We start from the raw sequence: 25217 nt of genomic DNA on the forward strand, positions 1-25217 counted from the left end.
CCCTAACCCTCTCCCCGTGGGGGAGAGGGGACCGTTTTGTGCGGGTAGTGGCTGTCTCTTCTGACTTTAGGTTGGGCCGAGTTCGCGGCTGGTGGATGAGGTTCACCCTTTATCGCTTTAAGAAAGAAAGGCGTTTGGTGCAGGTGTTGGAATTGGTGCACTGAATGGTTTGCTCCCTCCCCCTTTGGGAGAGGGCCAGGGTGAGGGGAGCGTGCACGCTCCCCTTTCTTTCTACTCGTTACTTCGTTTCAGAAACCACGCCGCCAACCATCTGCTGCGTCAATTCCTGTTTATTCATATTCACCGCATGGAGTTGCCCGTTCACCGTGGGTTTGAGCGGAGCGTTTGCCTGCACGCTGCCGCTGGCGGTGAGCTGAATATTACCGTCGCCGTCAATCGACAGCGGCGGCCATCCCCACTGTTGCAGGATGTTGAGCGGTACGCCGCGCCCATTGAGGGTCACGCTGGTGTGGCGCTGTGGTTGTTGCGACACCGTGGCGGTAGCTTCGAGAATACCTTTTTCGGTAAAGGCGCTCAGTTCCGTCACGTTGACGTTCGACGCGTCAGCGTTCAGCGCTATCGATGGGCGACGTACGTCGATGCGGTTAAAAGTTGCCGCCGCGCCGTTCAATGTTGCGCTGCCGCTCCAGACTCCCCACTGGCCATTTTTCACCAGCTGGAGATTGGCGCCGTAGCCGTCCAGCGCGGTGATCTGCCACGGGAAGTCGGGATCGATGTCGATAACCAGGTTACGGTTAGCGCCAAATTTTTTCAGCGTCACGCTTTGCAGCCATGCAGGCAGCGGCTCCATCCACAGCGTTTTCCAGTTCTGCGGTAGCGTATATTCCAGCCCGGCGAAAACCATATCGTCCAGCACCAGCGCATTGCCGGAACGGAACCAGGTGCCAGAGCTGCGGACCATGCCGCCTTCCCAACGGGAAGTGAACTGGCGCAGCGCAATGCCCTGCTCGGAGAACTCGGCATTCAGGATAGGGTCGAGCAGATGCAGCGAGCCGTAGATAAACTCGCTGGCGTTCAGGGAAATCTTACCGTCGGTGCTCTGCCAACCGCCGTCGCTGAGCGTCAGGTTGCGCAAATTCAGATCCAGGTCGGTCACCGCCCAGTCCGGGCCTTGCAGGCTGGCATCGGTTACGTCGAGACGACCAATCTGTAGTGACGGTACGGTCGTTAACGGGGCGAGAAAGTCGAGCAACGACTTATCGCTTTGCAGGCGAATATCATTGAGACGCAGATTATCCACGAGCCAGCTACCGTCGCTGTTACGACGTGCGTTACCGGTGAGTGAACCGCGTGCCATATCGGCGCCCACGGTGGTTAAGATGACTTCACCCCCGTTGATATCGCCCTCAACCAGCGCATTAGTCGCCGGAATGCCGTTCAGCGATAGCGAACCTGCGCTCATTTGGATGTGGGCTTTTTTACCCAGTACGTTACCCGCCTCTGGCGCCCACGGCATCACGCCGCCGGAAACGCGCTGTGCGCTGAGCTCCCAGCCGGTTTCCGGGCTGTTGAGCGCCATATTCCGCAGCTGCAGGCGGTCAGCGGCAAACGGCAGCGGGGCGTTAGAAGGGGAGAGGTTTAGCGTACCGTCCTGCAACAGGATGGTATCGACATGCAGCGGGTCGGTTATCTGGCGCGAACTCAGGCCGATATCAACATCTTTGGCAACCAGCGTAGCAGGCTTGCCGTCGCGGCCAAAGGTGACGTTTTTCAGCAGGATATGTGAAGGGGAAGAGAAACGATGATCCATCGCATCAAACGTGACCTGATAGGCGGTGTTGTCGGTGAGCCAGTGGCTAATCTGACGGGCACCCCAGCGCGTTTGTAGCAGAAAATAGAAGGCTACAATCACCAGTAAGAGGGCGATCAGCAGCCAGATAATGAGCTTTCCAAGAAATTTCATGATCTTCCATCCTGAGAAGGGCACATAAACCTGTTATGCATGATTTATGCGCAATCCTCAAGGCAGGATTCGTATTATTCGATGTCAGCGGCAGTGGAGAAGGCCACTGCCGCATCGGGGTTACTCTTTTTCTGGCGGGAACACCAGGTTCAGAATAATCGCCGTGATCCCGCCGGCTGCGATGCCGGAAGAGAGCAGGTTTTTCAGCCAGTCCGGGGCGAACTGCAGGATTTGTGGCTGCTGGGAAACACCGAGGCCAACGGCCAGTGACAGCGCAATAATCAGGATGGCGCGACGGTTCAGCGGCTCGCGGGAGACAATGCGTACGCCGGATGCGGCGATGGTGCCAAACATCACAAGCGTTGCGCCGCCGAGTACTGGTTCTGGAATATGCTGCACAAAACCGCTCACCGCCGGGAAAAGACCCAGCACGATCAGCATCAGTGCCACCACAAAGCCGACGTAGCGGCTGGCAACGCCAGTTAACTGGATAACCCCGTTGTTCTGCCCAAAGCAGGAGTTTGGGAAGGTATTGAATACCGCAGAGACGCAGGAATTCAGGCCGTTAGCCAGCACGCCACCCTTCAGACGCTTCATATACAGCGGGCCAGAAACCGGCTGCTCGGAAACGTCGGAGGTGGCGGTGATGTCGCCGATGGTTTCCAGCGAGGTGATCATAAACACCAGCATTAATGGCAGCAGCAGATTCCAGTCGATGCCTAAACCGTAGTACAGCGGCGTTGGGACCATAATCAGGCTGCTGTTAGTCGGCGCGGTGTTTTCCGGCAGCATGCCGAGCACCCAGGCTGTCAAATAACCCGCCGCCATGGCAATCACCAGCGAGGCAATACGCAGGTAAGGGTTACGCTGACGGTTGAGCAGGATAATGATCGCCAGAACGATGCCTGCCAGTAAAAGATTTTTCGGTGCGCCAAAGGTGTTGTTAGCCATTGCCGCGTAGCCGCCGCCGATAGAGGTCAGGCCAACCTGGATCAGCGACAGGCCGATAATCATCACCACAACACCGGAAACCAGCGGAGTGATCACGCGGCGCGCCAGGTGCAGAATACGGGATAACACCATTTCGGTGCAGCTTGCCAGCATCAGCGTACCGAATAGTGCCGCCATCATTGTTGGCACGTCAGCGCCACCGGTTTTCAGCGCGGTGCCACCCATGATAAGCGGAGCGACGAAGTTGAAGCTGGTACCCTGGATTGACAGCAGGCCAGAACCCACCGGGCCCCAGGCTTTAATCTGAATGATGGATGCCACACCGGAGGCGAACAGCGACATGCTGATAATGTGCTGGGTATCTTCCGCGGGCAGACCCAGGGCTTGGCAAATCAGCAGCGCCGGCGTAATCACCGCAACAAACATCGCCAGCAGGTGCTGGAGCGCGGCGAAGAGCGTTTGCGGAAGCGGCGGACGGTCTTCCAGGTGGTAAATCAGTTCGCTGTTTTGTTTCTGCGCAACCGGTTGCGCATCGGCTTGATCGAGGGTGTTAGAGGACATCTCTTCTGGCAATCCCGTGGTGGAAAAGTGGCGATTTTAGCGGACTGGTTGGTAAAAGCAATCGGTTGCTTTCATTGTTCGTAAATTATTGCCGTAAATACCCATATAACTCGCATGTATTTATTGGGGAGAGTTAACAAAATTAATGAATGAAAAACGTTTTTCTACCTACTTTCCCCCTTTCTTGCTTACACTTTCGGCCGAAGCCTCATGATGAGGCCATCACGACATCGGAAATTTGTCGCGTATGAATGGATCATGCGTTTAGTAAGGAGCTGTAATTATGTTTCACCTCGATACCTTATCGACGCTCGTTGCCGCAACGCTGGTGTTGCTGCTAGGACGACAATTGGTCCAGAGCGTTCCCTTCCTGAAGAAATACACAATCCCTGAGCCCGTTGCGGGCGGCCTTCTGGTGGCGCTGGCGCTGCTGGTGCTGAAAAAAAGCATGGGCTGGGAAATTGACTTTGATATGGGCCTAAAAGACCCGTTGATGCTGGCGTTCTTCGCCACGATCGGCCTTAACGCCAATATTGCGAGCCTGCGCGCGGGCGGGAAAGTGGTGGGCACTTTCCTGATCGTCGTTGTTGGACTGCTGCTGCTGCAAAATGGCCTCGGCATTGGTATGGCGAAAATGCTGGGCCTGGATCCGTTAATGGGCCTGCTGGCCGGCTCTATTACGCTGTCGGGCGGACACGGCACCGGTGCGGCGTGGAGCAAGCTGTTTATCGAGCGCTATGGCTTTACCAACGCCACCGAAGTGGCGATGGCCTGCGCCACGTTTGGTCTGGTTCTCGGCGGTCTGATTGGCGGCCCGGTCGCTCGCTATTTGGTTAAACACTCATCGTCACCAAACGGAACACCGGACGACCAGGAAGTGCCGACGGCATTTGAAAAGCCGGACGTAGGGCGCGTTATCACTTCGCTGGTGTTGATTGAAACCATTGCGCTTATCGCAATTTGCCTGACCGTTGGGCGAGTCATTGCGCAACTGCTGGAAGGCAGCGCGCTGGAGTTGCCAACGTTTGTCTGCGTGCTGTTCGTTGGGGTGATTCTCAGCAATGGTTTAGCGCTGGTCGGCTTTTATCGTGTCTTTGAGCGCGCGGTGTCGGTGCTGGGTAACGTGAGCCTGTCGCTGTTTCTGGCAATGGCGCTGATGAGCCTGAAACTCTGGGAGCTGGCGGATTTAGCGTTGCCAATGCTGGTTATCCTGGCAGTGCAAACACTGGCGATGGCGCTGTACGCCATTTTTGTCACTTACCGGTTGATGGGCAAAAACTACGATGCGGCGGTGCTGGCTGCGGGTCACTGCGGTTTTGGTCTTGGCGCAACGCCGACGGCGATTGCCAACATGCAGGCGATTACCGAGCGTTTCGGCCCATCGCATACCGCGTTCCTGGTGGTACCGATGGTTGGGGCGTTCTTTATTGATATCGTCAACGCCCTGGTGATTAAGCTGTACTTGATGCTGCCGATGTTTGGCTAATAAAAAGCCGGAGCATAGCTCCGGCTTTGCGATAGGCGGGGGAGCTTAGCTTGCCCGCCTCGCAGAGTGAGTTTCCTGCCCGTTACTCTTCGTGATCTTCCCACGCTAGCGCGCGTTTCACCGCTTTCTTCCAGCCGCTGTAACGATAGTTACGCTCTGTCGTTTCGATGCCCGGACGGAATTCGCGTTCAATCACCGCTTTTTCCTGCAGTTCGTCGAGGTTTTGCCAGAAGCCAACCGCCAGGCCCGCAAGATACGCGGCACCTAACGCCGTGACTTCACGGACTTCAGGGCGCTCAACGCGAGTGCCGAGAATATCGGACTGGAACTGCATCAGGAAGTTGTTGGCGACCGCGCCACCGTCCACGCGCAGGGCGTGCAGACGAATGCCGGAGTCAGCCTGCATCGCTTCCAGCACGTCGCGGGTCTGGTAGGCGATGGATTCCAGCGTTGCACGGATGATGTGGTTGGAGTTCACGCCGCGGGTCAGACCGAAAATGGCACCACGTGCATACGGATCCCAGTAAGGTGCGCCGAGGCCGGTAAATGCCGGAACCACATACACGCCGTTGGTATCTTTCACCTTGGTGGCGAAGTATTCGGAGTCGAACGCGTCGCTAATCAACTTCATCTCATCGCGCAGCCACTGAATGGAAGCGCCTGCCATAAACACCGCACCTTCCAGCGCATAGTTCACTTCACCGCGCGGGCCACAGGCGATGGTGGTCAGCAGACCGTTTTCTGATTTCACCGCTTTTTCGCCGGTGTTCATCAGCATAAAACAGCCGGTGCCGTAGGTGTTTTTCGCCATCCCTTCTTTAACGCACAGCTGGCCAAACAGCGCCGCCTGCTGGTCACCGGCAATCCCGGAGATAGGAATACGGGTGCCGCCTTTACCGCCAATGTTAGTCTGGCCGTACACTTCAGAGGACTTGCGTACTTCCGGCAGCATGGCGCGTGGGATATCCAGCGCGTCCAGCATCTTATCGTCCCACTCGAGCGTATTGATGTTGAACAGCATGGTACGCGAGGCGTTGGTGTAGTCGGTGACGTGCACGCGGCCCTGAGTCATTTTCCAGATAAGCCAGGTATCGACGGTGCCAAAGAGCAGTTCGCCACGGCGCGCGCGCTCACGGGAGCCTTCAACGTGATCGAGGATCCACTTCACCTTGGTGCCGGAGAAGTACGGGTCAACCACCAGGCCGGTGGCGCTACGCACGTACTCTTCCATGCCGTCGCGCTTAAGCTGCTCGCAGATGTCCGCAGTACGACGGCACTGCCAGACGATAGCGTTGTAGATCGGTTTACCCGTCTCACGCTCCCACACCACGGTGGTTTCACGTTGGTTGGTAATGCCGATGGCGGCAATCTCGTCAGAGCTGATGTCGGCTTTCGCCAGCACTTCAACCAGCGTTGAACTTTGGGTCGCCCAGATTTCCATCGGGTCGTGCTCAACCCAGCCTGGCTTCGGATAGATTTGTTCAAATTCGCGCTGTGACACGCTGACGATGTTGGCGTCATGATCCATCACGACGGCGCGTGAGCTGGTGGTGCCCTGGTCGAGCGCAACGATATATTTTTTGTCAGTCATAATGAACGTTCCGTAGTCAGATTACAGCGAAGCATTGTGTTGGTTTTGGCTGGAGACCGCTTTCGGCTCTTCAACCTCGCAGGTGTCGCACGGCAGATGGCGGCCAATCAGCTTACGATAGCTGAATGCGCCCAGCGCGGCCCCGACGATAGGTGCACACAGCGGCACCAGGAAATAAGGAATATCTTTGCCACCGGTGAAGGCGACGTTGCCCCAACCTGCCAGCCAGGCGAAGGCTTTTGGCCCGATGTCACGCGCCGGGTTCATCGCAAACCCGGTCAGCGGGCCCATGGAAGCGCCGATGACCGCGATCAGCAGACCAATCAGCAGTGGAGCCAGCGGCCCACGCGGAATGCCGTTGCCATCGTCGGTCAGCGCAAGAATCACGCCCATCAGGATAGCGGTAATGACCATTTCTACCGCGAACGCCTGCACAAAATTGATATGCGGATTTGGATAGGTAGAGAAAATGCCAGCCAGTTCAAGACTTTCGACGCTGCCACGAACCATATTGTGCGTGTGTTCAAAGTCGAAGAAAAGGTTGTAGTAAAGTCCGTACACCAGCGCGGCGGCGCAGAATGCACCGGCAAACTGGGCGGCGATGAACGGCACCACTTTACGTCCGTCGAAGCAGGCGAACAGCCAAAGGGCAATGGTCACGGCGGGGTTCAGGTGCGCACCGGACACGCCTGCGGTCAGGTAAATAGCCATGGCTACGCCCAGACCCCAAATAATGCTGATTTCCCACTGTCCGAAGCTTGCTCCCGCCACTTTAAGCGCCGCGACGCATCCCACGCCGAAGAAAATCAACAACCCGGTACCAAGAAACTCTGCGATGCACTGGCCTTTTAAGGTCGATGTCTGGCTCATAATCGGAATCCTGAAGACAATTTGATGATTATTGTATGCACGAGCATTCATGACGCTCATGTTGCCATGTAGGCATAGTGTTAATTTATCGTTAACGAGCGTAAACGAGAAATATCGAAATCAAAATGTGTGTACCGCGTCAAGAAATGAGCGTTTTCGCGCCAGTGAATGTACGTTTTCGGAACGAAAAGTGTGAGAGAGGAAACATTCCATTGGCTAATCTGTTAACAATCTAATGTGAATGTGCGCAAACGCTCCAGGACGAGGCCGAAAATTGCGGAGAACCGCAATCTACAGGCTCTGGCGCTGGACAGGGGCGACGGGGCTTCATACAATCGACTTCAAGCCGTGCGCTTATTTGGGTTAAGGCGTCGCCGGGGTTCCGGGACGATATCAACGCCTTGCAAGATTCAGGAGATAGGACGATGTCATTAGAAGTGTTTGAGAAACTGGAAGCGAAAGTTCAGCAGGCGATTGATACCATCACGCTGTTGCAGATGGAAATCGAAGAGCTGAAAGAAAAGAACAGCACCCTGGAGCAGGACGTACAGGCTGCACAGAATAACCGTGAAGAGCTGGAACGTGAAAACAACCAGCTGAAAGAACAGCAGAACGGCTGGCAGGATCGTCTGCAGGCGCTGCTGGGCCGCATGGAAGAAGTGTGATTCCATCTCTCCCCGGGCCGTTTTCACGGTCTGGGGAAGCTTTCCCCCCTGTTTTTCTCCCCTGAGTGATTTCGAGCAAACGCGCATCATCGCGCTTTCACCTCTTATATTTCAAAACTGCATAATCAATCTTTTTTTATTCTTTAATCATCGATTCGATTTCTGGCAGGCTAGCCCCATTACAACACAACAGATAAGAGAGCGGGCGATGAACAAGTGGGGCGTAGGGTTAACTCTTTTGCTGGCTTCCACCAGCGTACTGGCTAAGGATATTCAGTTACTTAACGTGTCTTACGATCCGACGCGTGAGCTGTATGAACAATACAACAAGGCTTTCAGCGCGCACTGGAAGAAAGAGACCGGTGATAACGTGGTTATCCGTCAGTCGCACGGTGGTTCTGGCAAACAGGCCACTTCCGTTATCAACGGCATCGACGCTGATGTGGTGACCCTGGCGCTGGCCTACGATGTTGATGCAATTGCCGAGCGTGGCCGTATCGACAAAAACTGGATTAAACGTCTGCCGGATAACTCCGCGCCGTACACCTCCACCATCGTGTTCCTGGTGCGTAAAGGCAACCCAAAACAAATTCATGACTGGAACGATCTGATTAAACCGGGCGTTTCTGTTATCACCCCGAACCCGAAAAGCTCCGGCGGTGCTCGCTGGAACTACCTGGCGGCATGGGGCTACGCGCTGCATCAGAACAACAATGATCAGGCTAAAGCTCAGGACTTCGTGAAAGCGCTGTATAAGAACGTGGAAGTGCTGGATTCCGGCGCGCGCGGCTCAACCAATACCTTCGTAGAACGCGGTATCGGCGATGTGCTGATTGCGTGGGAAAACGAAGCGCTGCTGGCGGCTAACGAACTGGGTAAAGACAAGTTTGAGATTGTCACCCCAAGCGAATCTATCCTCGCCGAGCCAACCGTCTCCGTCGTGGATAAAGTGGCTGAGAAGAAAGGAACGACGGCGGTAGCGGAAGCCTACCTGAAGTACCTGTACTCGCCAGAAGGCCAGGAAATTGCGGCGAAGAACTACTACCGTCCGCGTGATCCGCAGGTTGCGAAGAAGTATGAAAGCGAGTTCCCGAAACTGAAACTGTTTACGATTGATCAAGAGTTCGGGGGCTGGACGAAAGCGCAGAAAGAGCACTTCTCTAACGGCGGCACCTTCGATCAAATCAGTAAGCGTTAATCTCCTCAAACGCCTGGCCAATCCGCCGGGCGTTTTCTTTTAGTCATCAAAGTACGTTACTCTTCCCCCTCGGTTCGATATGGGGAGAACACATGACAAGGTTAAAATACCTGCTGGCAGCGTTGCTTATTATGGTGATTGCTGCCGGAGCAGGGGGCTGGTACTGGCTGCATTCCGGCAACCCGGATGCATTGCGTCAGATTGTACTGCAGCAGTGCGTGCCGAATCAGGAACAGCATCGGACCCCTAAACCGTGTGTCGACGTTAACCCCAAGGGCGGCTATGTGCTGTTTAAAGACCGCAACGGCCCGCTGCAATATCTGCTGATGCCCACGTATCGAATCAATGGCACGGAAAGCCCGCTGCTGCTCGACCCGCTGACGGCGAATTTCTTTTGGCAGGCGTGGCAACGACGCGCCATCATGAGCGATAAACGGGGATCGGAAGTACCGGATAGCGCGATCTCACTGACCATCAACTCACGTACTGGCCGGACGCAAAATCATTTCCATATCCATATTTCCTGCTTACGCAAAGATGTACGTGACCAGCTTGATGCCGATCAGGCGGCTATCAGCAGCCGCTGGCTGCCGTTGCCGGGGGGCCTATTGGGGCATGAATATCTGGCGCGTCGGGTGACGGAAAATGAGCTGGCTAAACGCAGCCCGTTCCTGATGCTGGCGGAAGAAGTCCCGGAAGCACGTGAACATATGGGGCGTTTTGCTCTGGCGCTGGCGCAGCAAAGCGATGGCTCACTGGTGCTGCTGGCGACTGAACGCAACCTGCTGGCCCTGAACCGCGCCTCTGCGGAGGAGATTCAGGATCACCAGTGCGCCATTCTTAACTAAAGATACCGCGGCCTGCCGAACGAGACGGCAGGCGCACCCTGTGCCGATAGTCGTTTGCTTAAAGGCCTGGCGCTTTCCATAGCGAAGTGGTTAATCCATCGTCGACCAGCTCGCGCTGATCCTGGTAAATCGCCTGCCATTTTTCCCGCGCCTGTTGATAAACTTCATGATTCTTCGGGTCGGGCTTATGTTCGCGGTCCCAGCGCACCAGGCTTTCGCCGGTGATGGCCAGCGATGGCCAGATATCGACACCGACGCCCGCCGCAATGGCGCAGCCTAACGCCGTAGCCTCTTTCACCACCGGAACGCGTACGGTCAGCCCCGTGACGTCAGCAAGGATTTGGCTCCACAGTTTCCCTTTCGCACCGCCGCCGGCAAAGACCAGCGAGTCTGTTTTGACGCCTGAGAAAGCCGCAATCTGCTGAAGGTTGCAGGCTGAAACGATAGCGGCATTCTCCTCCAGCGCGCGGAACAGCGTTGCTTTGTTGCACTTCTCTGGGTCGATGGAAAGGTTAATAAATGAGGGCGCCGCGTGATACCAGGTTTTGAAGCGCATTACGTCGGAAAAAATCGGCATTACGCCGTGGGCGCCGGGCGGTACCCGGCTCGCCATTTCCTCCATCAGCGTATACGCATCTACACCCAGTCGTTCCGCAATCAGTTTTTCTTCGGCGCAAAAAGCATCGCGGAACCAGCGCATGGTTAAACCGGTAAAGAAGCTTATCGACTCGGTTTGTACCATGCCGGGGATAACGTGCGGGTTAATACGCACATTCATATCTGGATCGGTTATCGGGGAGGGGAGATTGACCACCTGCTGCCAGAATGTGCCGCCGAGAACGGCGGTCTGTGCCGGTTGCACCACGCCCAGCCCCAGACAGCCTAGCTGGACATCACCACCGCCAACGATAATTGGCGTTCCGGCCAGCAGCCCACTCTGCTCTGCCGCTTTGGCGGTGATTTTACCTAATCGTGTCCCGGTCTCTTTCACCGGAGAAAGAATATCGGCGCGCAGCCCGGCCATTTGCAGCAGACTGCGTTTCCAGTCACGAGTCGCCAGATCCAACAGTCCGGTAGTGCCCGCATTAGACGGGTCTACCGCCAGCTCGCCGCTGAGCATAAAAGCCATCCAGTCGCTTATCATGGTGACCGTGGAGGCGCGGCGATAGATATCGGCGCGGTGGTGCGCAAGCCAGAGCAGACGTGGGATGGCGCTAAGGGCCAACGTCTGCCCCGAACAGCGATAAACCTGCTCTTCAAAAGTGTTGTCGTAGAGTTCTTTGAGTTCGCTGACTTCCCGTGCGGCGCGAGCATCTACGTTGGCGCAGGCCCAGATAGGCTCACCGTTACTGTCGTACACCACAATACCTTCGCGCATTGAGCAGGCGGAAACGGCAACGATCGCGCTGGGAGGAATCGCGGCGATGTGTAATGCCTGACGGATACACTGGCAGGCCAGCTGCCAGTTTTTGGCAAGATCAAACTCCATTGATCCAGGAACATCCGGTACAGGTAGGTGTTGCCACTCAGCCTGTCCTACAGCGATTTGCTGTCCTTGGAGATCGAAAATGACCGCTCTGACGCTGCCGGTACCGGCGTCAAGGGCCATCAGGTAGTGTCCTGATTCAGTAGGGGTACAGAGTCGAGCCATGATTTTTATCCTCGGCTATTTTTATATCGTCACGTGAAATCCTGTCAGTTCAAGCTCCATTTTCTTAGGGTAAGTGTTCTTATATTTTTATTTTTCAATCAGTTGTAGCATTCTCGCTGCGGTTTCCTGATCGGTTACCAGCGCGTTGATGTAGTTTCCGCGCATGGCGGCGATAATAGCCTCGGCCTTTTGCTCGCCGCCGGCCACACCCACGACGGTAGGAATGGTTGGCAGAGCTTTCAACGTCAGCCCGATCAGTTCATCGTGAATTTTGATATCAGGAATAATTTCGCCGTCCGCATCAAAGAAATAGCCCAAAATGTCGCCGACGGCACCTTTCCGACCAATCATTAATTGCTCGCCGGTGGTGATGTAGCCGGATCGCAGAATCGTGGCATCGTCTTTCTGGCCAATCGCGCCGATGCCGACAACGGCGACATCGGCCGCCTGTGCGGTAAGCATGACGTCTCTGACGCTGTTTTCATTGCGCAGCGTACAGGCGATATCGTGCGATGAGGCGCGGAGTGGTGCGGGCATGATGCTTACGCTACAGGCGGCATCGAGCTGGCCGATACCGGTCATGTAAGATCCAACGCCGCCAGAAAGGGTGACCAGACGAATTTGCTGGGCGGAGATAAAACCGCTGAGCCGCTGTAGGGTTATCATGGTGGCTTCACCAAATCCTACAGCGAGCAGCTGTTTCGGCTGTAGCGACTCCATCAACATATGCGCCGCGCCAATCCCCAGACGCTTACCTACATTGGCGTCAGGTAGCGCTGGCAGCACGCGGATATTTTGTAAGTTGAAGTGGTTACGCAGGGCGTTTTCATACTCCAGACACCCTTCAAAGCGGGAGTTAATCTGTACGCGGATAATGCCTGACTGATGTCCCTTTTCCAGCAGACGAGAAACCTTCAGTCGCGTCAGTCCCAGACGATCGCTGATCTCGCTCTGCGTTAATCCATCGTGGTAGTAGAACCAGGCAATACGAGCGACCTGCTCCTCCTCACACATTCCATATTCAGATACCAACGTATTATCGCTCATAGTCATAACCCAGGTTTGCTTTGAACATTTTTAATTCTCTAACACAATTGTTCAGTTATCCGAACGGAATAACTGTGATCTTCCCTGCAAAAGCATACTCTAATTGAGCATTTTGAAATTCAAGATCCATTTATTCATGAAATGTGATCGTGGTGGTGGTTTTTTGAGCCATTAATCACTACCGTTTTGAACAATTACTTTTTAAAAAAACATTTGTTCAATCCAGTCACTCATCATTGAGCGAGCGGAGGCAAAATGCAAACCCATCACGATCCTGCGCCCCCACTACTTTGTGTGCAGAACATCCAGAAAAGCTATTCCGGCGTCGAGGTCCTGAAGGGCATTGACTTTACCCTGCGGGCAGGGGAGGTGCACGCACTGCTCGGTGGCAACGGCGCGGGCAAATCCACATTAATGAAGATCATTGCCGGTATTGTTCCGCAAGATGGCGGCACGATTGATATTCAAGGCGTTCGTTGCGGGCATCTTACGCCCTTAAAAGCGCATCAGATGGGAGTGTACCTGGTCCCGCAGGAGCCGCTGCTCTTTCCGAGCCTCTCGGTGCAAGAAAATATTCTGTTTGGTTTGCGAGGCCGTCAGGCATCGGTTGAGAAAATGCAGCAGCTGCTGAAGGCGTTGGGCTGCCAGATCGATCCCGATACTGCCGCGGGTGCGCTGGATGTGGCCGATCGCCAAATGGTTGAAATCATGCGTGGCCTGATGCGTGACTCACAGATCCTGATTCTGGATGAGCCTACTGCCTCGCTGACCCCGGCTGAAACCGAGCGGCTATTTACCCGCCTGCGCGAGCTGTTGAAAAAAGGAGTGGGAATGGTGTTTATCTCCCACAAGCTGCCGGAAATTCGGCAGTTGGCCGACTGCGTGAGCGTGATGCGTGATGGGCGGATTGCACTCCACGGAAAAACCCATTGCCTGACCACCGACGAAATCATTCAGGCGATTACGCCTGCTTCGCAGGGTGTCAACCTTTCGGCTAACCAGAAACTTTGGCTGGAGCTGCCTGGCAGCCGCCCGCAAAACGAACGTGACGCCACCGTGCTGACGCTCGAGTCGCTGGCCGGAGAAGGATTTATGAACATCAGTCTGGACGTACGGGCGGGGGAAATCCTTGGCCTGGCGGGTCTGGTGGGGGCTGGCAGAACGGAGCTAGCGGAAACGCTGTACGGCATTCGTCCCGTCGGTGCAGGGCAGATCCTGCTAAACGGAGAAGAAATTAGCGGACTGTCTACCCAGCAACGCCTACAGCGCGGCTTGGTTTATCTGCCGGAAGACCGTCAGTCTTCTGGCCTCTATCTGGATGCGTCGCTCGCCTGGAACGTCTGTTCGCTGACGCACAATCAAAAAGGATTCTGGGTAAAACCCCAGCGCGACAGTGCCACGCTAGAGCGCTATCACCGCGCGCTCAACATCAAACTCAATCATGCCGATCAGGCAGCCCGCACGCTATCTGGGGGGAATCAGCAAAAAGTGTTGATTGCCAAATGCCTGGAAGCCTCACCGCAGCTGCTGATTGTGGATGAACCCACCCGCGGCGTTGACGTCTCCGCCCGTAACGACATCTACCAGCTGTTGCGCAGTATCGCGGAGCAAAATGTGGCGGTGTTGTTTATCTCTTCGGACCTGGAAGAAATTGAGCAGATGGCCGACCGGGTTTACGTCATGCATCAGGGAGAGTTGGGCGGACCTGCGCTGTGCGGCGATGACATTAATGTCGATACCATCATGCATGTTGCTTTCGGCGAGCATCGTGCCCCGGAGGCAACATGTTGAAGTTTATTCAAAAAAACCGTGAGGCTACGGCCTTTCTGGCGATTGTCTGTCTGTTTGTGTTTCCCGGCGCGCTCGACAGTAGCTACCTGAGTGCACAAACGCTGACGATGGTTTTTAGCAGCGCACAGATTCTGATGCTGTTAGCCATTGGGGCGACGATGGTGATGCTGACTCGCAATATCGATGTGTCGGTCGGTTCGACGGCGGGGATGTGCGCTGTTTTGCTGGGGCTGATGCTTAATGACGGCTACAGCCTTCCAGTTGCCTGTTTGGCCACGCTTGTCCTGGGGCTGGTCGCAGGGTTCCTGAATGGTGTGCTGGTGGCATGGTTAAAAATTCCCGCCATTGTCGCTACGCTCGGCACACTCGGGTTGTATCGCGGTGTGATGCTGCTGTGGACCGGCGGCAAATGGATCGAAGGTCTGCCGGCTAGCCTGAAACAGCTCTCTATGCCGGTATTCCTCGGCGTTTCGGCAATTGGCTGGTTCACATTGATTCTGGCGCTGTTGATGGCATGGCTGCTGGCGAAAACGGCATTTGGCCGCAACTTCTACGCCACTGGCGATAACCTGCAGGGGGCTCGTCAACTGGGTGTACGCACCGAGATGGTCCGCATTATGGCGTTCTCGCTTAACGGCTGCATGGCGGCGATGGCAGGGATCGTTTTCGCTTCACAGATTGGGTTCATTCCAAACCAAACGGGAACCGGGCTGGAGATGAAAGCGATAGCCGCCTGCGTACTGGGAGGCATCAGCCTACTGGGCGGTTCGGGTTCAGTCATCGGTGCCATTCTCGGCGCATTCTTCCTGACACAAATCGACAGCGTGCTGGTGCTGCTGCGTATTCCGGCTTGGTGGAACGACTTTATTGCCGGTCTGGTGCTGCTCGGCGTGCTGGTCTTTGATGGCCGCCTACGTGTCGCGCTTCAGCGCAATATTCGTCGGCAGAAATATGCTCGTTTTATGACGGCACCGGTACCGGTAAAAAAAACGGTACAGCGCCAGGCGCAGCAGACTAAAAGCAGAGAGGTAGCACGATGAATGCGTGGCGGCGTTATAGCTGGGAAATTGCCCTGGCGGCTTTGCTGGTGTTTGAGATTCTGGCTTTTGGTGTGATTAACCCACGGCTGTTGGATATCAACGTACTGTTGTTCAGTACCAGTGATTTTATCTGTATCGGTATTGTCGCGTTACCGCTGACGATGGTGATTGTCAGCGGCGGTATGGATATCTCGTTTGGTTCGACAATCGGGCTTTGCGCCATTGCACTAGGGGTGATGTTTCAGGCCGGTATCCCACTGCCGCTGGCGATTGTGCTGACGCTTGTGCTCGGTGCGCTGTGCGGGCTAATTAATGCCGGGCTGATTATCTATACCGGCGTCAACCCGCTGGTGATTACCCTCGGCACGATGTACCTGTTTGGCGGCAGCGCACTGTTGCTCTCCGGCATGTCCGGGGCGACGGGCTATGAGGGCATCGGCGGCTTCCCGGCGGCCTTTACCGACTTCGCCAATCTCTCGCTGGTGGGGCTTCCGGTTCCTCTGATTTTCTTTTTGGTCAGCTGCGTCTTTTTCTGGCTGCTGATGCACCGCACCCATATCGGCCGAAATATCTTTCTGGTCGGCCAAAGTCATCGGGTCGCGCAGTACAGCGCGATTCCCGTCAATCGTACGCTGTATACGATTTACGCCATGACCGGATGCGCGGCCGCCGTGGCCGCCGTGCTGCTGGTTTCCTATTTTGGCTCTGCCCGTTCCGATCTGGGGGCGTCATTCCTCATGCCCGCCATCACTGCGGTGGTGCTGGGGGGAGCCAATATCTATGGCGGCTCCGGTTCTATTCTCGGGTCTGCGCTGGCGGCGCTGCTGGTGGGCTTTTTGCAGCAGGGCCTGCAGATGGCCGGTGTACCGAATCAGATCTCCAGCGCGCTTTCTGGCGCACTGCTCATTGTCGTTGTCGTTGGTCGTTCCATCAGTTTGCACCGTCATCAAATTCTTGAGTGGATATCACGCCATCGCAGCGCGCGGCAGGCATGATTTCTTATTGAAACATAAGGAGAAAAACATGGCTAAACACAGCATTAAGATGCTTACGTTACTCACCGCGCTTGGCATGGTCTCTGCGGCGGCGACCGTTCAGGCGGCTGAACGTATTGCTTTTATCCCGAAACTGGTTGGTGTGGGATTTTTTACCAGCGGTGGTAATGGCGCACAGGAAGCCGGTAAAGAGCTGGGAATAGATGTGACCTACGACGGCCCTACTGAGCCTAGCGTTTCGGGGCAGGTACAGCTGGTGAACAACTTTGTAAACCAGGGCTACGACGCCATTATTGTATCGGCCGTCTCACCGGATGGCCTGTGCCCGGCCTTAAAACGCGCGATGCAGCGCGGGGTTAAGGTGCTGACCTGGGACTCTGATACCAAGCCAGAATGCCGCTCCTATTACATCGACCAGGGCACCCCGAAACAGTTGGGCAGCATGCTGGTGGATATGGCGGCGGGCCAGGTGACTAAAGAGAAAGCCAAGGTAGCCTTCTTCTACTCCAGCCCGACGGTAACCGATCAGAACCAATGGGTTCAGGAAGCAAAAGCGAAGATCGCAAAGGATCATCCGGGCTGGGAGATCGTGACCACGCAGTTTGGCTATAACGACGCCACCAAATCCCTGCAGACAGCAGAAGGCATCATCAAAGCCTATGGCGATCTGGATGCCATTATCGCGCCTGATGCGAATGCCCTACCGGCCGCCGCGCAGGCTGCAGAAAACCTCAAACGTAAGGATATAGCCATCGTGGGCTTTAGCACGCCAAACGTTATGCGCCCTTATGTGCAGCGCGGCACGGTGAAAGAGTTTGGCCTGTGGGACGTGGTACAGCAGGGGAAAATCTCCGTGCATGTTGCCAATGCACTGTTGAAAAACCAGCCGATGAACGTGGGTGACAAGCTGGATATCCCGGGCGTTGGCAGCGTAGAGGTTTCACCGAACAGCGTGCAGGGCTACAGCTATGAAGCCAAAGGCAACGGTATCGTACTGCTGCCGGAACGCGTGGTGTTCAACAAAGACAATATTGATAAATACGACTTCTGATAATCGTTATGTAGCGATGGAGTAAAGCATGGCTGACTTAGATGATATTAAAGACGGTAAAGATTTTCATATCGATAAACCTCAAACCAACGCTCTCTTTAAGCTGAAAGGCTGCGGTGCGCTGGATTGGGGGATGCAGTCGCGGCTGTCGCGAATTTTTAATCCGCGTACGGGAAGAACGGTGATGCTGGCCTTTGACCATGGTTATTTCCAGGGGCCAACTACCGGGCTAGAGCGCATTGATATCAATATTGCGCCGCTGTTCGAACATGCCGACGTCCTTATGTGTACCCGCGGTATTTTACGCAGCGTTGTGCCGCCTGCGACCAATAAGCCTGTCGTACTTCGAGCGTCGGGTGCGAACTCTATCTTGACGGAATTGAGCAATGAAGCAGTGGCCGTAGCGATGGATGATGCCGTACGGCTGAACAGCTGCGCCGTAGCGGCTCAGGTGTATGTCGGCAGTGAATATGAGCACCAGTCGATTAAAAATATTATTCAGCTCATTGATGCGGGGCTACGAGTAGGTATGCCGACAATGGCTGTGACCGGCGTCGGAAAAGATATGGTTCGCGACCAGCGCTACTTCTCGCTGTCTACACGCATTGCGGCTGAAATTGGCGCGCAAATCATCAAAACCTATTACGTCGATAAAGGCTTCGAACGTATTGCCGCAGGCTGCCCGGTGCCCATTGTGATTGCCGGTGGTAAGAAGCTGCCAGAACGCGATGCTTTAGAGATGTGTTACCAGGCTATCGACCAGGGGGCTTCCGGGGTCGATATGGGACGCAATATCTTCCAGTCTGAAGATCCGGTGGCGATGATCAAGGCGGTTCAGGCGGTGGTGCATCACAATGAAACCGCAGAACGCGCTTACGAACTGTATCTGAGTGAAAAAGGTTAAACGGCTCGAACCCCCATCTTTTGACGGCCTCGAGGGTGGGGTTTACGAGCGTCGAAAAGCCTAAACAGGAGGTGGATGATGCACGTTACATTGGTTGAGATTAACGTTCATAGTGACAAGGTGGAGCAATTTCTCGACGTCTTTCGCGAGAACCATCTCGGCTCCATAAAAGAGCCTGGTAACCTGCGTTTTGATGTCCTACAGGACCCGAGCGTGCAGACCCGGTTTTATATTTATGAAGCCTATGTCGATGAACAGGCCGTCGCTTTCCATAAAACGACGCCGCACTACAAAACCTGCGTGGAGCAGCTGGAGCCGCTGATGACGTGTCCACGGTCCAAGCAGGTGTTTATCGGCTTAATGCCTTCTTAAGGAGCGCCCATGAACGGTCAGTTTGCCGGGCTCGATCGTGCGGCCTGTGTGGCGTTGCTGAAGTCATATCCGCTGAGCGTCGGTGTTCTTGCCGGGCAGTGGGTCTCGTTATCATGCTATTTGCAGCAGCTGGAGACGATTGATCAACCGCTGCTGCATCTGGATTTGATGGACGGGCAGTTTTGTCCGCAGTTTACCGTCGGCCCCTGGGCGGTGGCTCAGCTTCCGCACACCTTTTTGAAAGACGTGCACCTGATGGTGGCGAATCAGTGGGCAACGGCACAAGCCTGCGTCAAGGCAGGGGCTCACTGCATCACGCTGCAGGCTGAAGGGGATATTCATCTGCATCACACGCTGAGCTGGCTGGGCCAGCAGAGCGTGCCGGTCAGCGGAGGTCAGATGCCGGTGATTCGTGGCATTAGCCTATGTCCGGCAACGCCACTGGAAGTGATTGCCCCCGTCCTGAATGAAGTTGAAGTGATTCAACTGTTGGCCGTCAATCCGGGGTACGGCAGCAAGATGAGTCCGGGCGATCTGCAAATGCGCTTACATCAGCTGATCAACCTGCTGGGTGAGAAACGTGACGAGAAACTGGTGGTTGTTGATGGCTCGTTAACCCGCTTTCAGCTTCCGGCACTGATTGCCCTTGGGATTGACCGTGTGGTGTCAGGCAGCGCGTTGTTCCGCGATGACCGGCTGGTTGAAAATGTGGGCGAGTGGCGGGCGATGTTCGATCTCTCCGGTGCTGAAATAACGATGGGTCTTGAGGAGTAACCCCACCTAATCTGGCGTTTACCTGTCCTGCCTGTCGTCGTATTCTTGCTGAAAAAAACGACAGGAGACAGGTATGTCGCTCTGGTTTGCTCACCCTCTGTTCCTCCCCTCTATCATTGTTGGCATCACCATCCTGCTGTGGGCAACTTCGCTCCTGCCGGAATTTATTACCGCTTTGCTGTTCTTCGCTGCGGCGATGACGGCCAAAATCGCCCCGCCGGATGTGATTTTCGGTGGTTTCGCATCGTCAGCATTCTGGCTGGTGTTCAGTGGCTTTGTGCTGGGTATTGCTATCCGTAAAACCGGGCTGGCCGACCGTGCCGCGAGGGCGCTGTCATCGCGGCTCACCGATTCGTGGCTCTTGATGGTTGCAAGCGTTGTGCTGTTGAGTTACGCGCTGGCGTTCGTGATGCCCTCAAATATGGGACGTATCGCGCTGCTGATGCCCATTGTGGCCGCGATGGCGAAACGTGCCGGAATTGAGGATGGCACGCGGGCCTGGTATGGGCTGGCGCTGGCGGTGGGTTTCGGGACCTTTCAGCTTTCCGCAACGATTTTGCCGGCCAACGTGCCAAACCTGGTGATGAGCGGAGCGGCGGAAGGGGCCTATGGCATTCACCTGAATTATGTTCCGTATCTATTGCTGCATACGCCGGTGTTGGGCTGGCTCAAAGGTGCTGCACTGATAGGCCTGATTTGCTGGCTGTTTCCGGGTAAACCGCACCCGCCACGCGACATGGAGCCGCTACCGCCAATGAGCGGCGATGAAAAACGCCTGGCGTGGCTGCTGGCGGTGGTATTGACGCTATGGGTGACCGAGAGCTGGCATGGAATTGGTCCTGCCTGGACGGGGCTGGTGGCCGCTGTGGTGACGCTTCTGCCGCGCGTGGGTTTTATCAACGGCGAAGAGTTTGCTAGCGGGGTGAATATTCGTACCTGCATCTACGTCGCCGGTATTCTGGGGCTGGCTATCACCGTCACTCAAACCGGTATTGGTGAGGTGGTTGGTAATGCGCTACTGCACATCATGCCGCTCAGCGGTGATGCGCCGTTTACCAGTTTCCTCGCGCTAACCGGCATCACCAGCGCGCTAAACTTTATTATGACTGCCAACGGCGTACCGGCGCTGTACACCACCTTCGCGCAGAGCTTCTCGGATGCCACCGGTTTCCCGCTGCTGAGTGTGATTATGATTCAGGTGCTTGGGTATTCGACACCGCTGCTGCCGTATCAGGCGTCGCCAATTGTGGTGGCGATGGCGCTCGGTAAGGTACCTGCGCGTGCGGGGATGCTACTGTGTCTGGCGCTGGCGGCAGTGAGCTATCTGCTGCTGTTGCCGCTGGACTACGCATGGTATCAGTTGCTGGGGAAACTGTGAGGCTTTGCTGCTTATTCGGCCTGTAAAAATAATAAACCGGCCAGAGGGCCGGTTTATTCAGGCATCGCGCAGTTAACGCGATTGCAGGGCTCAGCGCATTACGCGTTTTTTGCCGCTTCTGCTGCTTTAACGATCACCGCGAAAGCGTCAGCTTTCAGGGATGCGCCACCAACCAGCGCGCCATCGATGTCCGGCTGGGTGAACAGTTCAGCAGCGTTAGATGCGTTAACGGAACCGCCGTACTGGATGATGACTTGCTGAGCGATTTTCGCGTCAGCTTTAGCAATGTGGTCACGGATGAATTTGTGAACCGCCTGAGCCTGAGCTGGGGTTGCAGATTTGCCGGTACCGATAGCCCATACGGGTTCGTAAGCGATAACCACGCCTTCGAATGCTGCAGCGCCCTGAGTTTTCAGCACGGCGTCGATCTGACGTGCACAAACTTCTTCAGTTTTGCCCGCTTCGTTTTCAGCTTCGGTTTCACCGATGCACAGAACTGGGATCAGACCCTGCTCTTTCAGAACGGCAAATTTCTTCGCGATCAGTTCGTCGGATTCTTTGTGGTAAGTACGACGCTCTGAGTGGCCGATGATGATGTAGGTTGCGCCAACATCTTTGAGCATTTCAGCAGAAGTTTCGCCAGTGAATGCGCCAGACAGGTTCAGGTCAACGTTCTGCGCGCCCAGGTGAATGTGGCTGCCTGCAGCCGCGTGTTTTGCCAGATCGATGTACATTTCAGGCGGAGCGATAGCTACGCCACAGCCAGAAACACCAGCCAGCTCGGTACGCAGGTTAGCAATCAGCTCGTTTACCATGTGGCGGCTGCCGTTCAGTTTCCAGTTACCCATCACTAAAGGATGTCGCATTTCGATTCTCCACGCTTGTCAGCGAATTAAGGAATATGGCCGCCCCTTAGGGCAGCATGGTCTGTGAATCAGTATAGAGATTGAAAGGCATGAAGGCTTTGCTTTTTATCATTTATTCTGCCCTTCAAGATTTTCAGATAGCGCCAGCTTAATCGGTTCAACGGCGAAGGTCAGCCCCTTTTCGCCATTATCTGCGACAACATAGCGAACGGCTCCTTCGGTGCTGGCGAAGTAGTGTTTACCTTTGCCTTGGGTCAGCAGCTTTTGCAATTTTTGTAGGCTTTGCGGCTTCGTTAGCGTCGGAAGTACGGCGCGCATCAACGCGCTCATATACTCCTGGGCTTTGGCCTTCGCCGCTTTTTGCTCCGGCCCCTGGATCGGCAACCAGGTTATCTGGATAGATTTGATTTTCAACGTGCCGCGCTCAAGCGCTGCGGATGCATATAGGTTTTCATTTATTTTGCTGGCGGCGCGGGTGATTGTCAGCTGATCGCGGCTTGAGGTAATCGAGCGGAACTCGCCAAGCGGTAAGGTTGGGTTATCGGTGTTGAATTTTTCGCGAAACTGGCTGATGGAGAGATCAAATGCCGGGGCGCCCGTTAGCAGATACGGGGCAACGGCTGTGGGCGTTTCCGCCGACAGCGCAGCCTGACCGGTGCAGAGCGTGATCAGCCCAACCAGACATAGCGTTATCCATTTTTTCATGCCAATCGTTCTCCTCTTTGCAGATGACGATTAAAACGGGAACCGACGCGCTTGTCAAAAAGTGCCCGCTTCAGGGTACACTACGCACTCGAAGAGAAAAGGAAACGGTACATGACTCTACAGCAGTGGTTGTTTTCCATTAAAGGGCGCATCGGACGCCGTGATTTTTGGATTTGGATTGCCATCTGGGCCGTTACAATGGTGGCGCTGTTTAGCCTTGCGGGCGGCGGTCTTGTTGATTTGCAGACGGCGGCGTTTATGCTGGTGTGCCTGCTGTGGCCAACGGCAGCAGTGACGATTAAACGGCTACACGATCGCGGAAAGTCTGGCCTTTGGGCGCTGCTGATGGTGTTGGCGTGGATGCTGCTGGCTGGAAATTGGTCAATGCTTGCCGGCGTTTGGCAGTGGGGCGTTGGGCGTTTTATCCCTACGCTTATCATCGTGATGATGCTTATCGATCTGGGTGCGTTTGTGGGCACCCAGGGCGAAAATAAATACGGTAAAGACACCCAGCCCGTGAAGTATCGCGCCGATCACCAGTAGTGTTCGGCCGTCATATGGCCCGGTCGGCGACGTAAATGTTTGGTCATCTGCCGGGTCTCTTTCAGCAGCTGTTGGGTATCGCGTACCATCTGCGGGTTGCCGCACAACATAACATGGCTGGTCTCCGCGCTGATCGGCAAGCCAGCCGCTGCTTCCAGCGCGCCGCTTTCTATCAGGGCGGGCACTCGCCCAGTCAACATTCCCGGTACGCTTTCACGACTGACGACGGTTTGAATGCGCAGTTTACCTTTGTAGCGTTCCTCAAGGGCACGCATTTGCGGTAGATAGCTTAAGTCGGCGGCATAGCGTGCAGCATGGACCAGCACCAGGTTTTTGAAGCGTTCGAGGTCTTTGCCCTCTTCCAGAATTGACAGATATGGGCCTATCGCTGTGCCAGTGGCCAGCATCCACAGCGTGTCGCAGTCGGGAACTTCTTCCAGTACAAAAAAGCCTGCCGCTTCGCTGACGATCTGCACGTCATCACCTGGCTGCAATGCGGCCAGTCGTGGGCTGAGTTTGCCGTCTGGGACGGTGACCAGGTAGAACTCGAGATCGGGATTGCTGGGGGCGTTAACGTAAGAGTAGGCGCGCTGTACGCGTTCACCGTCGATATCCAAACCCAGTTTAGCAAACTGCCCGGCGGTAAACGGCTGAACCGGCGCGTGAACGGTAAGGCTGAACAGGGCGTCGGTCCAGTTTTGTACCTTTACAACTTTGCCTGTAATCCAGTCTGCCATGGCATCTCTCCTCTTAGATCCTATCCCATTAGGCTATTTTACTTGTCACTTTGGCCCTGGGCAGTGCTCAAAATCCTCACGTACTCCGTGTACGCTCCGGGATTGAAGCGCTGTCCGCGTCCAAACTGACTGCGCCAATTAAGCCTACTGGGATAGGCTCTTTATCTCATTGTCTTATCTTCACCGCGACGAGAGAAGATTTCCAGCCCGAAAGGGCTGGAAAGCTCTATTGATCAAATGATTTACAGAATGTGGCGCTGGATTTCAGTGTCTTTACGATCCAGATAATGAATCGACTGAATGCGGCGGATGGTGCGTGATTTACCGCGGATCAGCAGCGTCTCGGTCGTTGCGATATTGCCTTTGCGGGTGATGCCGTCCAGCAGGTCGCCTTTGGTGATACCGGTCGCGGAGAAAATCACGTTATCACTACGCGCCATGTCGTCCAGCGTCAGAACGACGCCAGCTTCAATTCCCATCTCTTTACAGCGAGCCAGTTCGTTTTCACCGATGCGACGATTCTCTTCGCTGTCGCCTTTAACGTGGTGACGTGCCAGCAGACGGCCATGCATATCGCCGTCGAGGGCGCGAATGACGGCGGCTGAGATAACGCCTTCAGGTGCGCCGCCAATGCCGTACATCACATCGACTTCGCTATTAGGCATGCAGCTCAGAATCGAGGCGGCGACATCGCCGTCAGGAATGGCGAATACACGCACGCCCAGCTTTTGCAGTTGTGCAATCACTTCGTCGTGGCGCGGTTTGGCCAGAATCGTGACCGTCAGCTCGTTCAGCGGTTTGTCCAGCGCGCGGGCGACGTTGCGCAGGTTCTCTTCCAGTGGTTTGTTCAGGTCGATGGTGCCTTTCGCGCCCGGCCCGACAATCAGCTTTTCCATGTACATGTCTGGCGCGTTCAGGAAGCAGCCCTTGTCGCCAACGGCGAGAACGGCCAGCGCGTTTGCCTGGCCCATGGCGGTCATGCGGGTACCTTCGATAGGGTCGACGGCGATATCTACTGCGTCGCCGTTTCCGGTACCGACGGATTCACCGATGTAGAGCATTGGGGCTTCATCGATTTCACCTTCGCCAATGACGATAGTGCCGTCAATGTTGACCTTGTTGAGCATGATGCGCATGGCGTTGACCGCTGCGCCGTCCGCAGTGTTTTTATCGCCACGACCCAGCCATTTGTAGCCTGCCAGCGCCGCCGCTTCGGTGACGCGCGAAAATTCGATAGCCAGTTCTCGTCTCATTACAAACTCGTCCAGG

Annotated in this window: 23 protein-coding genes; 13 read left to right on the forward strand and 10 right to left on the reverse strand. The window is 55.3% G+C overall.

Going from position 1 to position 25217, the window contains the following annotated elements:
- Positions 1-238 precede the first annotated feature (238 nt).
- Both KP80_RS06060 and KP80_RS06065 read right to left on the reverse strand, forming a co-directional pair.
- Complete coding sequence (locus KP80_RS06060; RefSeq protein WP_052282699.1) at positions 239-1924, reverse strand: AsmA family protein; 1686 nt, start codon at positions 1922-1924, stop codon at positions 239-241.
- A gap of 120 nt (positions 1925-2044) precedes the next feature.
- Positions 2045-3436 carry a nucleobase:cation symporter-2 family protein gene (locus tag KP80_RS06065; RefSeq protein WP_052282700.1) on the reverse strand — a complete coding sequence of 464 codons (1392 nt, stop codon included), beginning with the start codon at positions 3434-3436 and terminating at the stop codon, positions 2045-2047.
- A 283-nt stretch (positions 3437-3719) separates the two neighbouring features.
- On the opposite strand from KP80_RS06065, the gene gltS reads away from it, so the two are divergent.
- Entirely contained in the window at positions 3720-4922 is a 1203-nt protein-coding gene (gltS, locus tag KP80_RS06070; protein ID WP_052282701.1) for a sodium/glutamate symporter, read from the forward strand.
- Between the two features lie 82 nt (positions 4923-5004).
- On the opposite strand, the gene glpK is transcribed toward gltS, so the two are convergent.
- Together glpK and KP80_RS06080 are read right to left on the reverse strand one after the other, a co-directional pair.
- Entirely contained in the window at positions 5005-6513 is a 1509-nt protein-coding gene (gene glpK, locus KP80_RS06075) for a glycerol kinase GlpK (RefSeq protein WP_052282702.1), read from the reverse strand.
- A gap of 21 nt (positions 6514-6534) precedes the next feature.
- Positions 6535-7383: an MIP/aquaporin family protein gene (locus KP80_RS06080; RefSeq protein ID WP_052282703.1), complete on the reverse strand. Its 849-nt coding sequence runs from the start codon at positions 7381-7383 to the stop codon at positions 6535-6537.
- Between the two features lie 425 nt (positions 7384-7808).
- On the opposite strand from KP80_RS06080, the gene zapB reads away from it, so the two are divergent.
- The 3 genes from zapB to KP80_RS06095 all read left to right on the forward strand — a co-directional run bounded on the left by zapB (position 7809) and on the right by KP80_RS06095 (position 10094).
- Positions 7809-8048, forward strand: coding sequence for a septal ring assembly protein ZapB (zapB, locus tag KP80_RS06085; protein ID WP_052282704.1), 240 nt, complete (start codon positions 7809-7811; stop codon positions 8046-8048).
- 208 nt (positions 8049-8256) lie between these two features.
- Positions 8257-9246: a sulfate/thiosulfate ABC transporter substrate-binding protein Sbp gene (sbp, locus tag KP80_RS06090; RefSeq protein ID WP_052282705.1), complete on the forward strand. Its 990-nt coding sequence runs from the start codon at positions 8257-8259 to the stop codon at positions 9244-9246.
- Between the two features lie 92 nt (positions 9247-9338).
- Positions 9339-10094, forward strand: coding sequence for a CDP-diacylglycerol diphosphatase (locus KP80_RS06095; RefSeq protein WP_052282706.1), 756 nt, complete (start codon positions 9339-9341; stop codon positions 10092-10094).
- Positions 10095-10152: 58 nt separating this feature from the next.
- Here KP80_RS06095 and lsrK read toward each other — a convergent pair whose 3' ends face one another.
- A complete protein-coding gene (lsrK, locus tag KP80_RS06100; RefSeq protein ID WP_052282707.1) occupies positions 10153-11745 on the reverse strand; it encodes an autoinducer-2 kinase in 1593 nt (530 codons plus the stop codon).
- An 87-nt stretch (positions 11746-11832) separates the two neighbouring features.
- Positions 11833-12792, reverse strand: coding sequence for a transcriptional regulator LsrR (gene lsrR, locus KP80_RS06105; protein ID WP_082221717.1), 960 nt, complete (start codon positions 12790-12792; stop codon positions 11833-11835).
- Positions 12793-13047: 255 nt separating this feature from the next.
- Here lsrR and lsrA point away from each other — a divergent pair, with 255 nt between their 5' ends.
- The 8 genes from lsrA to KP80_RS06145 all read left to right on the forward strand — a co-directional run bounded on the left by lsrA (position 13048) and on the right by KP80_RS06145 (position 21097).
- Positions 13048-14583 (forward strand): autoinducer 2 ABC transporter ATP-binding protein LsrA, encoded by a 1536-nt coding sequence (lsrA, locus tag KP80_RS06110; protein WP_052282709.1) that lies wholly within the window; start codon positions 13048-13050, stop codon positions 14581-14583.
- On the forward strand, positions 14577-15623 hold the full coding sequence (gene lsrC / locus KP80_RS06115) for an autoinducer 2 ABC transporter permease LsrC (RefSeq protein ID WP_052282710.1): 1047 nt from the start codon (positions 14577-14579) through the stop codon (positions 15621-15623). The genes lsrA and lsrC overlap by 7 nt, the downstream gene beginning before the upstream one ends.
- On the forward strand, positions 15620-16618 hold the full coding sequence (gene lsrD / locus KP80_RS06120) for an autoinducer 2 ABC transporter permease LsrD (protein ID WP_052282711.1): 999 nt from the start codon (positions 15620-15622) through the stop codon (positions 16616-16618). The genes lsrC and lsrD overlap by 4 nt, the downstream gene beginning before the upstream one ends.
- Positions 16619-16646: 28 nt before the next feature.
- Positions 16647-17669 carry an autoinducer 2 ABC transporter substrate-binding protein LsrB gene (gene lsrB, locus KP80_RS06125; protein WP_052282712.1) on the forward strand — a complete coding sequence of 341 codons (1023 nt, stop codon included), beginning with the start codon at positions 16647-16649 and terminating at the stop codon, positions 17667-17669.
- Between the two features lie 28 nt (positions 17670-17697).
- Complete coding sequence (lsrF, locus tag KP80_RS06130; protein WP_052282713.1) at positions 17698-18573, forward strand: 3-hydroxy-5-phosphonooxypentane-2,4-dione thiolase; 876 nt, start codon at positions 17698-17700, stop codon at positions 18571-18573.
- A 78-nt stretch (positions 18574-18651) separates the two neighbouring features.
- On the forward strand, positions 18652-18945 hold the full coding sequence (gene lsrG / locus KP80_RS06135) for a (4S)-4-hydroxy-5-phosphonooxypentane-2,3-dione isomerase (protein WP_052282714.1): 294 nt from the start codon (positions 18652-18654) through the stop codon (positions 18943-18945).
- Positions 18946-18954: 9 nt separating this feature from the next.
- A complete protein-coding gene (locus KP80_RS06140; RefSeq protein ID WP_052282715.1) occupies positions 18955-19719 on the forward strand; it encodes an epimerase in 765 nt (254 codons plus the stop codon).
- A 73-nt stretch (positions 19720-19792) separates the two neighbouring features.
- Positions 19793-21097, forward strand: a complete 1305-nt coding sequence (locus KP80_RS06145) for an SLC13 family permease (RefSeq protein ID WP_052282716.1) — start codon at positions 19793-19795, stop codon at positions 21095-21097.
- Positions 21098-21195: 98 nt separating this feature from the next.
- Here KP80_RS06145 and tpiA read toward each other — a convergent pair whose 3' ends face one another.
- Complete coding sequence (gene tpiA / locus KP80_RS06150; RefSeq protein ID WP_052282717.1) at positions 21196-21963, reverse strand: triose-phosphate isomerase; 768 nt, start codon at positions 21961-21963, stop codon at positions 21196-21198.
- Between the two features lie 108 nt (positions 21964-22071).
- Positions 22072-22668, reverse strand: a complete 597-nt coding sequence (locus KP80_RS06155) for a DUF1454 family protein (RefSeq protein ID WP_052282718.1) — start codon at positions 22666-22668, stop codon at positions 22072-22074.
- 111 nt (positions 22669-22779) lie between these two features.
- Here KP80_RS06155 and KP80_RS06160 point away from each other — a divergent pair, with 111 nt between their 5' ends.
- Positions 22780-23211 carry a DUF805 domain-containing protein gene (locus KP80_RS06160; protein WP_052282719.1) on the forward strand — a complete coding sequence of 144 codons (432 nt, stop codon included), beginning with the start codon at positions 22780-22782 and terminating at the stop codon, positions 23209-23211.
- Here the strand turns inward: KP80_RS06160 and fpr are convergent.
- Both fpr and glpX read right to left on the reverse strand, forming a co-directional pair.
- A complete protein-coding gene (gene fpr / locus KP80_RS06165) occupies positions 23202-23948 on the reverse strand; it encodes a ferredoxin--NADP(+) reductase (RefSeq protein ID WP_052282720.1) in 747 nt (248 codons plus the stop codon). The genes KP80_RS06160 and fpr overlap by 10 nt on opposite strands.
- Before the next feature lie 242 nt (positions 23949-24190).
- Positions 24191-25201, reverse strand: coding sequence for a class II fructose-bisphosphatase (gene glpX, locus KP80_RS06170; protein WP_052282721.1), 1011 nt, complete (start codon positions 25199-25201; stop codon positions 24191-24193).
- Positions 25202-25217: the final 16 nt, after the last annotated feature.

Source organism: Kluyvera genomosp. 1 (genome assembly GCF_001266615.1).
GTDB classification, from domain to species: Bacteria; Pseudomonadota; Gammaproteobacteria; order Enterobacterales; family Enterobacteriaceae; genus Kluyvera; species Kluyvera cryocrescens_A.

What these genes read in the sequence shown, in the direction of transcription:
- KP80_RS06060 (WP_052282699.1), bottom strand. Translation starts at nt 1,924, where the DNA reads ATGAAATTTCTTGGAAAGCTCATTATCTGGCTGCTGATCGCCCTCTTA.
- KP80_RS06065 (WP_052282700.1), bottom strand. Translation starts at nt 3,436, where the DNA reads ATGTCCTCTAACACCCTCGATCAAGCCGATGCGCAACCGGTTGCGCAG.
- gltS (WP_052282701.1), top strand. Translation starts at nt 3,720, where the DNA reads ATGTTTCACCTCGATACCTTATCGACGCTCGTTGCCGCAACGCTGGTG.
- glpK (WP_052282702.1), bottom strand. Translation starts at nt 6,513, where the DNA reads ATGACTGACAAAAAATATATCGTTGCGCTCGACCAGGGCACCACCAGC.
- KP80_RS06080 (WP_052282703.1), bottom strand. Translation starts at nt 7,383, where the DNA reads ATGAGCCAGACATCGACCTTAAAAGGCCAGTGCATCGCAGAGTTTCTT.
- zapB (WP_052282704.1), top strand. Translation starts at nt 7,809, where the DNA reads ATGTCATTAGAAGTGTTTGAGAAACTGGAAGCGAAAGTTCAGCAGGCG.
- sbp (WP_052282705.1), top strand. Translation starts at nt 8,257, where the DNA reads ATGAACAAGTGGGGCGTAGGGTTAACTCTTTTGCTGGCTTCCACCAGC.
- KP80_RS06095 (WP_052282706.1), top strand. Translation starts at nt 9,339, where the DNA reads ATGACAAGGTTAAAATACCTGCTGGCAGCGTTGCTTATTATGGTGATT.
- lsrK (WP_052282707.1), bottom strand. Translation starts at nt 11,745, where the DNA reads ATGGCTCGACTCTGTACCCCTACTGAATCAGGACACTACCTGATGGCC.
- lsrR (WP_082221717.1), bottom strand. Translation starts at nt 12,792, where the DNA reads ATGAGCGATAATACGTTGGTATCTGAATATGGAATGTGTGAGGAGGAG.
- lsrA (WP_052282709.1), top strand. Translation starts at nt 13,048, where the DNA reads ATGCAAACCCATCACGATCCTGCGCCCCCACTACTTTGTGTGCAGAAC.
- lsrC (WP_052282710.1), top strand. Translation starts at nt 14,577, where the DNA reads ATGTTGAAGTTTATTCAAAAAAACCGTGAGGCTACGGCCTTTCTGGCG.
- lsrD (WP_052282711.1), top strand. Translation starts at nt 15,620, where the DNA reads ATGAATGCGTGGCGGCGTTATAGCTGGGAAATTGCCCTGGCGGCTTTG.
- lsrB (WP_052282712.1), top strand. Translation starts at nt 16,647, where the DNA reads ATGGCTAAACACAGCATTAAGATGCTTACGTTACTCACCGCGCTTGGC.
- lsrF (WP_052282713.1), top strand. Translation starts at nt 17,698, where the DNA reads ATGGCTGACTTAGATGATATTAAAGACGGTAAAGATTTTCATATCGAT.
- lsrG (WP_052282714.1), top strand. Translation starts at nt 18,652, where the DNA reads ATGCACGTTACATTGGTTGAGATTAACGTTCATAGTGACAAGGTGGAG.
- KP80_RS06140 (WP_052282715.1), top strand. Translation starts at nt 18,955, where the DNA reads ATGAACGGTCAGTTTGCCGGGCTCGATCGTGCGGCCTGTGTGGCGTTG.
- KP80_RS06145 (WP_052282716.1), top strand. Translation starts at nt 19,793, where the DNA reads ATGTCGCTCTGGTTTGCTCACCCTCTGTTCCTCCCCTCTATCATTGTT.
- tpiA (WP_052282717.1), bottom strand. Translation starts at nt 21,963, where the DNA reads ATGCGACATCCTTTAGTGATGGGTAACTGGAAACTGAACGGCAGCCGC.
- KP80_RS06155 (WP_052282718.1), bottom strand. Translation starts at nt 22,668, where the DNA reads ATGAAAAAATGGATAACGCTATGTCTGGTTGGGCTGATCACGCTCTGC.
- KP80_RS06160 (WP_052282719.1), top strand. Translation starts at nt 22,780, where the DNA reads ATGACTCTACAGCAGTGGTTGTTTTCCATTAAAGGGCGCATCGGACGC.
- fpr (WP_052282720.1), bottom strand. Translation starts at nt 23,948, where the DNA reads ATGGCAGACTGGATTACAGGCAAAGTTGTAAAGGTACAAAACTGGACC.
- glpX (WP_052282721.1), bottom strand. Translation starts at nt 25,201, where the DNA reads ATGAGACGAGAACTGGCTATCGAATTTTCGCGCGTCACCGAAGCGGCG.